Origin of the sequence: Paenibacillus sp. D2_2 (assembly GCF_031199965.1) — a bacterium.
GTDB lineage: Bacteria > Bacillota > Bacilli > Paenibacillales > Paenibacillaceae > Fontibacillus.
Window position 1 is genome coordinate 3,371,827 of the sequence record NZ_CP133605.1, and the last position, 14,014, is coordinate 3,385,840.

Annotated in this window: 10 protein-coding genes and 4 pseudogenes; 2 read left to right on the plus strand and 12 right to left on the minus strand. The window is 47.1% G+C overall.

Annotated elements, in window-relative coordinates; all coding sequences use genetic code 11:
- Window positions 1-31: 31 nt before the first annotated feature.
- The 3 genes and pseudogenes from dprA to sucC all read right to left on the minus strand — a co-directional run bounded on the left by dprA (window position 32) and on the right by sucC (window position 3,708).
- Window positions 32-1,122 (minus strand): annotated as a pseudogene (gene dprA / locus RE628_RS17140) (DNA-processing protein DprA).
- A 460-nt stretch (window positions 1,123-1,582) separates the two neighbouring features.
- On the minus strand, window positions 1,583-2,512 hold the full coding sequence (gene sucD, locus RE628_RS17145; protein ID WP_309154191.1) for a succinate--CoA ligase subunit alpha: 930 nt from the start codon (window positions 2,510-2,512) through the stop codon (window positions 1,583-1,585).
- Between the two features lie 36 nt (window positions 2,513-2,548).
- Window positions 2,549-3,708, minus strand: a pseudogene (sucC, locus tag RE628_RS17150) (ADP-forming succinate--CoA ligase subunit beta).
- A gap of 612 nt (window positions 3,709-4,320) precedes the next feature.
- Here sucC and RE628_RS17155 point away from each other — a divergent pair.
- Window positions 4,321-5,906, plus strand: a pseudogene (locus RE628_RS17155) (YifB family Mg chelatase-like AAA ATPase).
- Between the two features lie 120 nt (window positions 5,907-6,026).
- Here the strand turns inward: RE628_RS17155 and RE628_RS17160 are convergent.
- The 9 genes and pseudogenes from RE628_RS17160 to rplS form a co-directional block, all read right to left on the minus strand.
- Window positions 6,027-6,299, minus strand: coding sequence for a YraN family protein (locus tag RE628_RS17160; RefSeq protein WP_309154192.1), 273 nt, complete (start codon window positions 6,297-6,299; stop codon window positions 6,027-6,029).
- Window positions 6,236-6,418, minus strand: coding sequence for a YraN family protein (locus RE628_RS17165; protein ID WP_309154193.1), 183 nt, complete (start codon window positions 6,416-6,418; stop codon window positions 6,236-6,238). The genes RE628_RS17160 and RE628_RS17165 overlap by 64 nt, the downstream gene beginning before the upstream one ends.
- A gap of 124 nt (window positions 6,419-6,542) precedes the next feature.
- On the minus strand, window positions 6,543-6,851 hold the full coding sequence (locus RE628_RS17170) for an EscU/YscU/HrcU family type III secretion system export apparatus switch protein (RefSeq protein WP_309154194.1): 309 nt from the start codon (window positions 6,849-6,851) through the stop codon (window positions 6,543-6,545).
- Window positions 6,848-7,423 carry a hypothetical protein gene (locus RE628_RS17175; RefSeq protein ID WP_309154195.1) on the minus strand — a complete coding sequence of 192 codons (576 nt, stop codon included), beginning with the start codon at window positions 7,421-7,423 and terminating at the stop codon, window positions 6,848-6,850. The genes RE628_RS17170 and RE628_RS17175 overlap by 4 nt, the downstream gene beginning before the upstream one ends.
- Before the next feature lie 136 nt (window positions 7,424-7,559).
- Window positions 7,560-8,876, minus strand: a complete 1,317-nt coding sequence (locus RE628_RS17180; RefSeq protein ID WP_309154196.1) for a TP0910 N-terminal domain-containing protein — start codon at window positions 8,874-8,876, stop codon at window positions 7,560-7,562.
- Window positions 8,877-9,510: 634 nt separating this feature from the next.
- Window positions 9,511-10,167, minus strand: coding sequence for a ribonuclease HII (locus RE628_RS17185; RefSeq protein ID WP_309159493.1), 657 nt, complete (start codon window positions 10,165-10,167; stop codon window positions 9,511-9,513).
- A gap of 240 nt (window positions 10,168-10,407) precedes the next feature.
- Window positions 10,408-11,271 (minus strand): annotated as a pseudogene (ylqF, locus tag RE628_RS17190) (ribosome biogenesis GTPase YlqF).
- A gap of 46 nt (window positions 11,272-11,317) precedes the next feature.
- On the minus strand, window positions 11,318-11,923 hold the full coding sequence (gene lepB, locus RE628_RS17195) for a signal peptidase I (RefSeq protein WP_309154197.1): 606 nt from the start codon (window positions 11,921-11,923) through the stop codon (window positions 11,318-11,320).
- A 108-nt stretch (window positions 11,924-12,031) separates the two neighbouring features.
- Window positions 12,032-12,376 carry a 50S ribosomal protein L19 gene (gene rplS / locus RE628_RS17200; RefSeq protein ID WP_309154198.1) on the minus strand — a complete coding sequence of 115 codons (345 nt, stop codon included), beginning with the start codon at window positions 12,374-12,376 and terminating at the stop codon, window positions 12,032-12,034.
- Window positions 12,377-13,539: 1,163 nt separating this feature from the next.
- On the opposite strand from rplS, the gene RE628_RS17205 reads away from it, so the two are divergent.
- Window positions 13,540-13,740 (plus strand): cold-shock protein, encoded by a 201-nt coding sequence (locus tag RE628_RS17205; protein ID WP_309154199.1) that lies wholly within the window; start codon window positions 13,540-13,542, stop codon window positions 13,738-13,740.
- Window positions 13,741-14,014 lie beyond the last annotated feature (274 nt).

A 14,014-nucleotide genomic window follows, 5' to 3' on the forward strand; every position in this document is an offset into this window, starting at 1 on the left:
TATGTTCGAGCCACTCTTCGATAGGAATGGACTATATAATCTTATAAACAGAACCTGGCAGCTGTACCGCCGCTTTTTTCATGATTAAAGATAACAGAACTGAATGTAAAAGTCCAAAATCCCATGATGTTTGCAGTAGTAGATCATCAAAATGATTTATTCCCTGCTGCAACATATCGTAAATGCGCTGCTCCTCATCTGTCAACTCACAAACTTCAGATCTCCGTTCTGGAACCGCTCGCGAGTAAGATAAAAAAGCCTCATATTCTTCCACAATATCGCTAACTCCTGTAACCATTTTCGCTCCTTGCTTGAGCAATTCCAGCGTCCCCGACTCTTCGGTGAAGTAATCGGCCCTGGTACCGCAAATACATCCCTGTCTTCTTCCAGGGCCGCGTCGGCCGTAATCAGTGAGCCGCTTCGTGCATCCGCTTCGACAACGACCGTACCGCGAGAAATCCCAGCGATAATCCGATTCCGCTGTGGGAACATCCCGGGATGCCCCTTCATGCCGATCGGATATTCCGAAATGATCAAGCCAGACTCTGCGATTCTACGGTACAAAGAGCTATGCTCAGGAGGATAGGCAATATCGATCGCTGTCCCCAATACAGCAATGGTTCTACCTCCACAGCCAAGCGCGGCATCATGACAGACTCCGTCAATACCACGCGCCATACCGCTGATAATCGTAATCCCTCGATCACACAGATCCGCTGTTAACTCTGCGGCTACTTTCCGTCCATATGCCGTAGGAAGGCGCGTGCCAACCATAGCTACAGATAGAGAAGATAGCAGCTTAACGTCCCCAATTGTATACAGAACCCAAGGAGGTCGAACCGTTTCCTTCATTAATAGTGGATATTCTTCATCGAAAATAGTAATCGGCCTAATACGTTTACGGTCCATGCGTTCCATTCTTCCTTCAATCCATTCCACAGTGAACTGCTCGGCCATTCGCAGCGCCAATTCCGCCTCTAGTCCCCTCTCCATCCAATCCGATGCGCTAAATTGATAGGCTTGTACCCAATGGGCATCCTTCTTGACGATATCCTCGATCCTTCTCCAGCCCAGACCATTCATCTCATGCAATCCGATCAATACTTCATTTCTGTCCACCATTTAGTCCTCCCATTCATCAGCAATCTGTTAAAAGAACGACAAAAAAGCAACCCCCTGCCGTTTGGCTTAGAAGGTTGCTTACCTTAAAACTTGCTTCAAATATGCTAGTTGAATTATCTTATAATGCATGTACAAAAAGGTCGGTTTTCAGCACCAAGAAGGTTGAATAAAGCTAGGGTCTGAGGAGCGGAGCGTACGTTTTGGGTACGTGAGCACCTGAGATGTTTCCGTAGGAAACATTACTTCGTAAGCATCTACTTAGGCCCGGCTGAATTCAAGATTCAACGCCGAATTTGCTTCCTGATTCACTTCGTGATCAAAAGCGGTCTTTTTAGACTACCTCTAAAGGCTATTATAGCAAATTGGATACGTAATCACCAACAGGCCCGGCTGAATAGAAGATTCAATACCGGGCCTATCAATGATTCACTTCAAAAACGGACTTCTGAAATGACTTTACTTAGTGGGTTGTGCACATGCCTAACAATCCACGCTCTTCAAGCACGCTGACTAATGTTGCGCCCATCTCGGATGGGGTCGGCGCTACTTTAATGCCACATTGCTCCAGCTTGGCGATCTTCTCTTTGGCTGTACCTTTACCACCCGAGATGATCGCACCCGCATGACCCATTCTCTTGCCTGGAGGCGCAGTTACCCCACCGATGAAGCCTACGACAGGTTTTGTCATATTCTCAGCGATCCATTCAGCTGCTTCTTCCTCAGCCGTACCGCCAATCTCACCGATCATAATTACCGCATGTGTATTATCATCTTCATTAAAACGATGCAAAATATCGATAAATTCCGAGCCTTTGACCGGATCTCCGCCGATACCGACCGCGCTGGATTGCCCGATGCCGCGCGTCGTCAACTGATGAACTGCTTCATAGGTAAGCGTACCGCTACGCGATACTACGCCTACATGACCTGGCAGATGTATATATCCCGGCATAATACCAATCTTACATTCGCCCGGCGTGATTACGCCTGGACAGTTCGGACCGATCAGCACCGTCTTCTTGCCTTCCATGTATCGTTTCACCTTGACCATATCGAGCACCGGAATGCCTTCCGTAATACAAATAACGAGATCAAGCTCCGCTTCAACGGCTTCCAAGATGGAATCCGCTGCAAATGCAGGCGGTACGTAAATAACGCTAGCCGTTGATTTGGTAGCTTCCTTAGCTTCTCTTACTGTATTAAATACTGGCAAGCTCGCTGTCTGTCCGTTCTCCAATTCGATCTCGACCGTAGTGCCGCCCTTGCCCGGGGACGTGCCGCCAACCATTTGCGTCCCGTAATCCAAGGCACCCTTGGCATGAAACAATGCTGTCTTGCCGGTGATCCCTTGGGTGATAACCCTTGTATTCTTATCGATCAAAATACTCATACTTCAAGCCTCCCCTTTAATGGATAAGGTGATAGATTACGATACGAGCGCAACGATCTTCTGCGCGCCATCCGCCATCGAATCCGCCGATACGATCGTCAAATCAGACTCAGCCAGAATGCGTTTGCCAAGCTCCACATTAGTTCCTTCCAGACGTACGACTAACGGACGATCAAGCCCAACTTGATGAGCCGCTTCCACAATCCCTGCAGCGATCACATCGCATTTCATAATTCCACCGAAAATATTTACGAAAATCCCCTTAACTTTATCATCAGATAGAATGATCTTGAACGCTTCCGTAACCTTCTCAGCCGTTGCTCCGCCCCTACGTCGAGGAAGTTGGCAGGATCACCGCCATAATATTTAATAATGTCCATCGTTGCCATCGCAAGACCCGCTCCATTGACCATGCAGCCGATGTTTCCATCTAAGGCAATGTAGCTAAGATCAAACTTAGAGGCTTCGATTTCTTTCTCATTCTCTTCTTCCAAATCACGCAAAGCAACGATATCCTTATGCCGGAACAGCGCATTGGAATCAAAATTCAGTTTGGCATCCAATGCCATCACATTACCGTCACCAGTAACTACAAGCGGATTAATCTCAGCGATGGAGCAATCCTTATCGACAAATGCCGTATAGAGAGCCATCATAAATTGAGCCGCTTTGTTCACCAGTTCATTAGGTATGTTAATCGCATAAGCCAATCTGCGTGCCTGATAGGCCTGAAGCCCTAGAGCAGGATCGACAACTTCTTTGAATATTTTCTCCGGAGTTGCTGCTGCAACCTCTTCAATCTCTGTACCGCCTTCTTCCGACGCCATCATCACGACGCTACCGGTTCCGCGGTCGACGACTACACCTATGTAGTACTCTTTCTTAATATCGCAGCCTTCTTCAATCAGCAACCGTTTGACCTCTTTGCCTTCCGGACCAGTCTGATGCGTTACCAGTACCTTGCCAAGAATCTCCTGTGCATAAGTCCGCACTTCTTCCAGATTTTTCGCGACCTTAACGCCACCAGCCTTGCCGCGTCCGCCAGCATGGATTTGCGCCTTAACAACGACAACTGGACTACCCAGTGCAGCCGCTGCTTCTACAGCCTCATCAACTGTAAACGCAACTTGTCCTCTCGGAACGACTACTCCATACTGCTTCAGCACTTCTTTTCCTTGATATTCATGGATATTCATGCTTTAGAATCCTCCTATCAACAGGCGGTATTAGAAGTTGTTCCATAACCCTAAGTATCGAACCTCACAGGTATGGCCAATCGTTGAAACCCCAATCATTGTACCATGTTTTTGAAACGCTTTCCTTAAAAAGTTCATGATTTATACACAACTTTTTTATATCGATTTGATCTCATTTTGAGATAAATCGGACTTTCTTTTTTTATTTTACAACGCCAATCCTTTCCAAAACGAAAACTGCCACTATATTTCAAAATATTTGTATATTCGACTTTTTTCGCTGTAAAACGATATATTGGGGCCGTAACACAACTCACAAAACATATCGCGAAATGAGATTAATGCCCGTACTTTATTCATTATTAAGAGCGTCAATTCATGTGATATTTTTGATAGTCATTGAGCTAAGCTTGACATTTTCAAGAGAAACTTCTACGATACGATCAAAGCATAGTTTGGAAAATTTGGAAGCACCTTTTTTCCCTTAATAATAAGTACTGTTGCCAGGCAACATGTGTCTAATGAAGGTTCGAAGAGCCAATGTCGGTCTACACGCCCGACCTGCTATTGAACCTCTTTTATTACGGAAAAGGGGTGTTTTTCGTTATGTCCATGTATGGGAAGCTTTACAGTGCCTGTCTATACGGAATCGATGGAGTATTAATTGAGGTTGAAGTCGATCTATCCAGCGGTATTCCTCAGGTAAATCTAGTTGGGTTGCCGGACTCAGCAGTGCGTGAGGCCGTGGAAAGAGTGCGCTCGGCGATCAAAAACTGCGGGTATACCTTCCCCTACAGCGAGTCACGATTAATCTTGCTCCGGCCGATTTGCGCAAGGCAGGTAGCGCCTTCGATCTAGCCATCGCACTCGGACTTTTGGCAGCAAGTGAGCAGATTCGTCTTCCGGAGGCCGATCGCCTGCTTATTCTTGGTGAGCTCTCGCTTGACGGCACGCTTCGTTCAGTTCCTGGAATACTGGCTATGGTCGATCTGGCGATGAAGCAGGGCTTCACTTCGTTTCTGCTGCCCATAGACAATGCTCCCGAAGCGATGCTGCTAGATGGAATTCATGTCTTTGGACTCAAACATTTAAAAGAGCTCGCCCCAGAAGGGATGACCGATAAGAAGAAAACTCAAGCTCCCTTGCAATTATCCTCTCTTTCTCATTTGCAGATCCATCAAGATCATCTGATAACGGCCGAGGAGCCTGTACTGTTCCCGCCACCAATTGAAGATTATAGCGATGTTCTTGGACAACAACATGTCAAGCGAGCGCTGACGATCGCAGCGGCAGGCATGCATAATATCGTACTCATCGGTCCCCCAGGCACCGGGAAGACGATGCTCATTCGCAGACTACCTACGATTCTTCCTTCGCTATCTCAGGAAGAAGCTCTGGAAGTCACGAAAATTTACAGCTCGGCAGGCAAATTAAAGGGAAGTGGAAGCGGCTTAATGAGCGCACGCCCTTTTCGCTCTCCTCACCATACGATCTCAGGGGCTGGACTGATCGGCGGAGGCAGTATACCGAAGCCGGGAGAGGTCAGTCTCGCTCATCACGGCGTCTTATTCCTTGACGAGCTACCCGAATTCTCTCGAGGCGTTCTGGAGGTGCTCCGTCAGCCACTGGAGGAGCGGGTCGTCTCGATTAGCAGATCACGGGCTTCTTTTACATTCCCAGCTCGATTTCTACTCGCCGCTTCATTAAATCCATGTCCGTGCGGCTATCTCGGAGCTGAGCCACCGCTCCCTCAATGCACATGTAGTCCAGCTAGAGTTGCCCAGTATCGTGAGAAGATATCCGGTCCCCTACTAGATCGCATCGATATGCATGTTGAAGTGCCACGTCCGGCTAATTGGAAGAGCGATGTTCAGCCTTTATCCTCAGCTGAGATGCGTGCCGCCGTCGAGAATGCCGAAGCGATCCAGCTCAACCGTTACCGCAATTACACATTCACCCGTAACAGCGAATTATCTGGTAGGATGCTGAGAAAGTTGGCTCCTCTTGACGCCGCAGCGAGCCTCTTATTGGATGCTTCGTTCGAGACGCTAGGGCTCAGCATGCGCGCCCATGACCGAATTATTAAACTGGCCCGAACGATCGCTGATCTGGAAGGCTCAGATCATATTACATCCGCCCATATCGCCGAGGCGATCCAATATCGTCAGTTAGATCGGCGCGGAATTGAGACAATATAGATCAAAAACAAAAGCCTCCATTCCCACGGAAATACGTGGTTTTGGAGGCTTTTTGAGTAGAGCTTGTTCACCATAAATGACCCCGATAGAAGTTTCTCTGAAGAATTTAGTCTCTCTGATCTAAAAGGCAGCCTCTAAATGCTCCAATTGTGGCTCAGCATTTCCTTGGAACAGAACCGTGATCACATCAAAGCGGACCGTAGCTGTCTGCTTGCCAGTTTGCAGTAAATAGACAGTCGCGGTATCACGTACTTTTTGGATTTTGCGGGGAGTGATGGATTCGGAAGGAAAACCATATACGAGCGCATAGCCACTACGGCTACGTACCTCTACGATGACAATCTGCTCCTTTTGGTTACGATCAAATCCAATTCTCCCGTACGGCAGCGCCAATTTTTGGCCAAGATTTTGTATCCCTGATCCTGCAAATATTGCGCCGCCATACTCTCCGCTCGTCTGCCTCGGACTTGGCGCTCATCCGTAATTGATCTTTCTTTATTGGTGTTTCTCATATGTAACGGCTCCTTCACTATTTCTTACGATTGAGAAAGCTTATGTAAAGAAGATCTGTCATCACACATCAACCTGTAACTGATAGACTTCAAGCGCCGTAAATTCGCTTCACGGCGCTCTGTATTATTCATAATACCATTCTTCCTCGGCCAGCTTGTCGGTACGGTATATGAATGTTAATATTTCTGCCACCAGGTTATAAAGCTCTGGTGGAATCTGTTGGTCGAGATCAAGTTTGGACAGTACTTCGACTAGTGCCGGGTCTTCCTGCACCGGGACTCCATGCTCCCTAGCCGTCTCTAAAATGCGCTCGGCCAACATCCCCCTGCCTTTAGCCGCTACGATCGGAGCATCGCCTTTGGAAGGTTCGTATTTCAAGGCGACCGCCTTCTTCATCGATAGCGGAAGCTCCTGTGATTTCTCCTCACTCATACGCGGTAATCCACCCCTCTATATGAGCTGGGTGCATAGGTTTGGGACAAGCTTAAATCATTTGATCCATCCTCTTCGCTTGTTCTAATCAAAGGTGCAGCATTCAAGGCCATTAGCCTGTAACCTGCTGAATCTAAAGCGGCTCTGACCTCATCCTGGCGGGATTCAAGAAATGTTCCAGCCAGTTCATTCTCACTATAGATCTTGAGCAGTACCTTCTTGTCGGCCACCTGAACATCGACCATGATCTGGCCTAGTGCCTTCATTTGCAAATCGAACCACAGTCGGCAATTGTCGGCATCAAGCACGCCTTTACGACCGCGTCTAGATTCGATATGCACAGAAGCCGTCTGCTCGCCATTTGGCCCGATAAAAGGTAGAAATAGCGTTACCTGTGCGAACGGAGCTGTACGGTCGGTCGTCAGCAATAGCTGCTGGCCTGTCAACTGGCTGGCCAGCTGCCGGGCAGTGTCCAAGAGCGGTGCTGGAGCATCGTCCTGCGACAGCACCTGCATTAGCAGTCCCTTCAGCGTATCGCTGATGATGAGGGGGCTGCTCTTCTGCGCAGCCAAGGCTTCCGGCTGCGCCAGACCCGCGGCAGCCCGGCGGCTTGCGCGCCGGGTACTGCCCCGCCCGCGCCGCTATGCGGTAGCGCGGACCCTTCCTGCGGCGCGGCCATCGGCCCGCTGCCGCCGGTCCCGCCGGGCACTACTGCGCCCCCGGCGGACCACGCGGCGCCTCGCCTGCGGCAGGCGCCGGTTCTTGCTGCGCGCCTACGGCCTGGCGCAGCAGCTGCTGCTCGTGCTCCGCACCGAGCAGCTTGAGCACGCGTCCCACCCACGGCTCAGTCGCCGGGGTGGACGCTGCCAGCGGCGAAGCCCCGACGGGAGCTTCGCCAGCTGGTGCCGCAGCCGCAGCACTTGTACCTATGCCTGCTCCTGCGGCAAGATCGACCGCGCGCTCCGCCGCGGTCAGCTCTGCACCGCCTTGCCCTTTGCCAGGCAAGGCAACTGCATCCTGCGCTATCGTTGCGCGCAGCTGCGTTAACAAATTTTGCAGCTTGTTGAGCAGAGCATCTGTTGTCTGAGCGCCGGTGCTCTGTGCCATCGTCGATAATAAAGTAGCCGGACTAGCACCCGCTTTTCCTCCACCATCAATTGCAGTTTGGGAAGCCATCTGAGCCGGAGCTTCCATCCCCTCATTCGCACTTGCCGCTCCACTTCCCTGTGTAGCTCCTTGAGAACCAATCGCCGCTGCAGTCAATCCCCCAAGTTGAGAAGCTGAAGCACCAGATGCTGTGGTATTAGGAGCACTTGAGTTTGCAATCGACTGTAACGCTACCAAATTCTCCGCTTGCGTCCCAGCCATCATCGGCAATTGAGCACCGTTCGTCTGACCGCCTGTCTGCCCCTGCAAATTCAAACGGTCTCCTCCCAAAAATGTCGCCAACTGCTCCTCCAGAGTCGATAACAGCACATGCAACGGTGGGCCAAAAACGGCTTGATGCAAGCTTCCTACCGTCTCTGCAGTCAAAGGTAGACCTCGGTTCAATGCAATTCCCGCCGCCTGAACCCATTCAGATAACGGTACAGAAGTCGGTTTTAACGCTGTCAGACTAAGCAGTTGGGTAACATTCTCCTTGGTCAGCGGTATCCCGCTCGCCTGCATAGATTGGATTAACTCACGGTTTGCTGCAGTATTTTCAAGTCCGAATTCACTCAATAAACCGACAAGCGAGGCAGATGACAAGCCCGACGTCACCGGCGGATTGATCGGCTTAAGTACCATTTGGCCATCCTGAGCCTGCGGTTGTACCTGCAATAGCGTAGTCTGTCCTTGTTGCAGCGGGGTTTCTAATGTAGCATGGAGCTTCACTCCTTGCACTTGGATCACCGCTTCTTGGCCATCCTCAGATACGCTAAGCACTGTTCCACGGACGACTTGCCCTGCTTTTAGCTCCATCGTACGCGGCTCTCCGGGGCGCACATCCCCCATCATGCTTCTCAGCAGCGGTCCTATATTCATCAATTCCCCTCCCAATCCTGATTATAGGTAGTTCAAAAAGTCCAATTTTGATAAGAAGACCTGATCGAAACAATTCAAAGATGAGCGACCGCGATTTAAACGTAGGTTTTCTTGCGATATAGAATTTCATCAGCTTCGCTGATAACGAATAAACTCTATATCTAACACGAAGTAACACTGAGAGCTTATCCGACATTGAATCTTGAATTCAGCCGGGCCTAAGTAAATGCTTACGAAGTCATGTTTCCCACGGAAACATCTCAGGCGCACACGTACAAACTTCGTACGCTCCGCTCCTCACGCCCTAGCTTCATCCAACTGAGCGTTTCGAAAAAACGCACATCGGAAGCATAAGCTTCGGTGCTGAAAACCAGCTTTGGAACATTTATTTAAATAAGGTAGAACAAAACCTCTAACGAAACTTGGTATCGCTATTTCAATCAAAATGGACCTATAAAACTTTTAACGAAACTAGATATTGTTATTTAAGCCAATTAGGCGCTTAACTCCTGAATTTCTCACAAATAACGATATGGTGTTTCATTAGATTTTATTTGATGCTATTTTTGAGAAAATAACGATCTGTTGTTTCGTTAGACAAGATACGGAAAACCCGCCTTGCTTGGCGGGTTCATCAGAACAACGTCTGTTCTTCCATCAGCAAATTACGCAAGAAGCTTCTGCGATGCATCGGCGTTGGCCCCAAAGCCATAATTTGCTCCCGGTGCAGCTTGGTAGCGTAACCCTTATGTACTGCAATTCCGTATTCCGGATATCTTACATCCCATTCTCCCTGACAGAGCCTGTCACGCGTTACTTTAGCAATAATCGATGCAGCTGCAATCGACTGACTAGTGGCATCTCCTTTAATAATAGCCAATTGCGGAACATCTATATCCACCTTCTCCGCATCTACCAGCAACATATCCGGCTTGACCGTCAATTGATTCACTGCCTGCTTCATAGCCAGACGCGCAGCCTGCTTAATATTAATCTGATCAATGGTTGGTGCATCCACATAACCGATTCCTACAGCTATAGCCTGTTCCATAATCACGTCGAATAGATACTCACGCTTCTTGGCACTCAGCTTCTTAGAATCATCGACATCCTCGAGTATAAGTCCTTGCGGTAATATAACCGCAGCCGCTACTACATCACCAAACAGACAGCCTCGTCCTACTTCATCAACACCCGCAATATTCTGATATCCTTGCTCCCAATATTCTTGTTCATATTTTAATAAATGACTCATCGTCTCTCCCCGTTCTCCCCGACTACTTCGACTGATATTCTTTGATGAGGGGCGGTCCTAAACGCACTATTTGTCCCTCTATGAATCTATTACTACTATATACTATTTATCGGCTGATCGACGTCTAAATTAAGCAGCTAATAGGGATGAAATTTTTCCCTTCTGCAGAGATCTTTATATTTATTCCAAGCTAAAGCGCATAAAAAAATCCCTCCAGGTAGCCATCAGACTATCCCGAAAGGATTAAATAATGCATAAGCTTTTACCGATCGACCCTTAGTAAGGCGCCTCCATCGAATATCTTCCCAGTTTGCCAGCACGCAGTTCGCGCAGCATAATTCCCGAGGCTTTCTCTAAATCAACACGCCCTCCACTAACGATACAGCCACGCTTACGTCCCACAGCTTCCATCACCGCTACAATATCATCCGGATTGTCCGGATCTTGAGGGGGCTCCTTCAACTCAAATCTGCTTGAGAATGACTCCCAGTAATATTTCACCAAATATTTAACGCCAAAAAAAGCGACGTCTTCCACATTCAATATTTCTTCACGGATCGCTCCGGTTACCGCAAGACGATAACCTACATTCTGATCCTCAAATTTTGGCCAGAGATTCCGGGAGTGTCGAGCAGCTCCATATCGGTCCCTACCTTGATCCATTGCTGGCCTTTGGTAACGCCAGGACGATCTCCAGTAGCAGCGATATTCCGCCCTGCCAATCGGTTAATCAACGTAGATTTCCCCACGTTAGGAATCCCTACGATCAGGGCACGGACTGCACGCGGATTTATACCTTTCGCCCTTTGCTTCTCGATTTTGTCTTTTAACAGTTCTTTGGCCAGGACGGGGATCTCTTTAATCCCTTGCCCACTGGAAGCATCTACAGCAACAGCGAGATGCCCCTCTTGCTTGAATACGTCAAGCCATTGCTTCGTTACGGCAGGATCCGCCAAATCGGCTTTGTTTAGCACGATCAAGCGTGGCTTTCCCTGCAAAATTTCATCGATCATTGGATTTCTGCTGGACGTCGGTAACCTAGCATCCAACAGCTCAATCACTACATCGATAAGCTTAAGCTTATCCTGAATCTGCCTGGCGAGCCTTGGTCATATGACCGGGAAACCATTGAATCGTCATCGTATCACCTCAATTTTCTCCCGAGCACATCATTTTACTTTCGAAATTAGTGACCGATCAACTTCATATCTTTTACAGGCCAGAAAACAAGATCCGCCCGCCCGATAATATCCTTGAACGGTACATACCCGATCGCACGGCTATCCGTACTATTCGACCGATTGTCGCCAAGTACAAACACATAGCCCTCCGGAACCTTTCCGTCCGGAAACTGCTCATTAGGGAAGTTTTTTTCAATATTATAAAGTTGGTTATTCTTATGCTTCTCATCCAGAGCTTCCTGGATATAAGGCTCTTCAATAACTTTACCATTGACGGTAATGGTGTCGCCCTCAACCTTGACGGTATCACCCGGCACACCGATTACTCGTTTAATGAAATCACGTCCCTCCGATGGAACATGGAAGACGACAACCTCACTGTGCTTAGGCGCACGGAAATCATAAACAATCTTGTTGACGATAATTCTCTCGCCAGTATAGAAATTCGGATGCATTGACGGCCCGTCAACAATGAATGGGGCAAACAAAAGCCATCTGATCACTAATACTAATACGACAGCGATCACGATGGCCTTTATCCACTCCATTGCCTCGCTCTTATGTTCTTGGGGCGGCTTCTGGGAATCTCCCGCATGAATATGCTGTTCCATGGATCGCGATCTCTCCTTGTCATATATAGTATGCGGCACTATACAGCCTTTTATAAATATAGAAAGGGAGCTTGAGTAAAAACACAAGCCCCCTTATCGTTAACCGAATTAACGACGTACTTCTTTAATTCTCGCTGCTTTACCGCGAAGTTCACGAAGATAGTACAGCTTCGCACGACGCACTTTACCACGGCGAGCCACTTCGATTCTATCGAGTTTTGGGGAATGAAGCGGGAAAGTTCTTTCCACACCTACACCATTCGAAATTTTACGAACTGTAAAAGTTTTGCTGATTCCACCACCACGACGCTTAATAACAACACCTTCAAACAGCTGGATACGCTCACGAGATCCCTCGATAACCTTAACGAACACTTTTAAAGTGTCACCAGGACGAAAGCTCGGAATATCCTTGCGAAGTTGTTCTTGCGTAATCGCTTGTACGATATTCATCTATGACTCCCTCCTTCCACTCAGGTGTTCATGCCTCTTCCGGAAAACCGATTGTTCTCCTTCATCATCCGCAGCGGACCACCGATTTCACAACAAAATTAATAATAGCACATTTCACATGACGTATCAAGGAATTTCTCTGTGCTGTTATCTGTGCCAGAAAAGATAAGTTTCACTATCCCCTTACATTAGTGAAGGCATCGCTGAATATTATGGCTATCCTCTTCTTTGGTACATGTTTAGGCGTTCGATGATGATTGAAATCCAATCCACAATAAAAACACCAGTACATTGCTGCTATGCTCTCATGGTATAAGAAAAACACAACCGCTTGTGCCTTAGATAAAACTTCTCTTTTATTGAACTATCGTGTCCCGTTAGATTAACAGGGTGCTTGTACTGCAGACCCACGCTTTGCGCCATTTGCGTTCATTGGCGATATAACATAGAGGAGCGGATCAAAAATGTTACGAATCGGAAGCAAGAAATTGATACGTTGAAAAAAGAGCTGACAAGGGGGCATATACTCGTCCTCATTGCGGAGTTCCACTTATTGTGAAATCAGGAGATATACGTGGGGTTTTCTTTTCTCATAACCCAGGAGAAGCCTGTGTTCTTACGCAGAGCTACGACACTTACAAAAAGCAAACATCCAGAGAGTCTGAGCAACATTCTATATGCGAGAAATTGTTCATGAGGTTCTAAAAAACCAAGAGAGAATACATAGGGATCTTAACGTGGATTTCGGATATATAGCTAAAGTTGAGGAAAAGTGAAGTTACTTTCCCAACATCATCTTGAATAGCAATGAAACAGAATTGCCAATATCCATTCTAACTAATGTGGATCGCTCTAAAGATAACAAGCTTACAAAACAGATCAAAAAGCAAAATGATTTCTTTAAAAAGAAAGGTCTCCAAACTCTTTGGTTTAAGCATATTAAGGATTTTGCGGTTCTTAATTTAAGAAAAGCGATACTGAGCTAATCAGCATATGGAAACAGACCAATCTAATTCCGTTTAACAAACAACTCAAATAAATTGCTATCCGTTCAATTTACTGTTATTCTAATAAAGAATTATTTTTGTTCGGATTTCGTCTTGATGATCCTGAGAGCAAGGATAGTAATATATGTGTGGTTATCACACTAGGAGGCAATAACAATGGAACAAGGTACAGTAAAATGGTTTAACGCAGACAAAGGTTTTGGATTTATCGAACGTGAAGGCGGAGAAGATGTATTCGTTCATTTCTCAGCTATTCAAGGCGAAGGCTTCAAATCTCTTGACGAAGGTCAAAGAGTTACTTTTGACGTAGAAAAGGGGCAACGTGGACCCCAAGCTACTAACGTTCAAAAAGCTTAAAAATGACAACAAATAAAAACAGACTCTTTATTAAGAGTCTGTTTTTTTATTGTCCAGAAAAACAAATTTAAAACCCTACCCAAGCAAATGAGTAGGGAAATGGTACAGGTACAGTAAATGGTAGACTCAGTATAACATAGTACACTTGGAATCCCAAAACTTATAATTTCAAAAGCAACGAATAGATCGATTCATTTATGATCAAGTTATGAAAATGTAAGGATTAGATGGATAACTTAACATATCGACAGTTTCCTGACCACATCTTTGGTGT

What these genes read in the sequence shown, in the direction of transcription:
- sucD (WP_309154191.1), bottom strand. Translation starts at nt 2,512, where the DNA reads ATGAGTATTTTGATCGATAAGAATACAAGGGTTATCACCCAAGGGATC.
- RE628_RS17165 (WP_309154193.1), bottom strand. Translation starts at nt 6,418, where the DNA reads ATGAGAAACACCAATAAAGAAAGATCAATTACGGATGAGCGCCAAGTC.
- RE628_RS17170 (WP_309154194.1), bottom strand. Translation starts at nt 6,851, where the DNA reads ATGAGTGAGGAGAAATCACAGGAGCTTCCGCTATCGATGAAGAAGGCG.
- RE628_RS17180 (WP_309154196.1), bottom strand. Translation starts at nt 8,876, where the DNA reads ATGAATATAGGACCGCTGCTGAGAAGCATGATGGGGGATGTGCGCCCC.
- lepB (WP_309154197.1), bottom strand. Translation starts at nt 11,923, where the DNA reads ATGGAACAGCATATTCATGCGGGAGATTCCCAGAAGCCGCCCCAAGAA.
- rplS (WP_309154198.1), bottom strand. Translation starts at nt 12,376, where the DNA reads ATGAATATCGTACAAGCGATTACGCAAGAACAACTTCGCAAGGATATT.
- RE628_RS17205 (WP_309154199.1), top strand. Translation starts at nt 13,540, where the DNA reads ATGGAACAAGGTACAGTAAAATGGTTTAACGCAGACAAAGGTTTTGGA.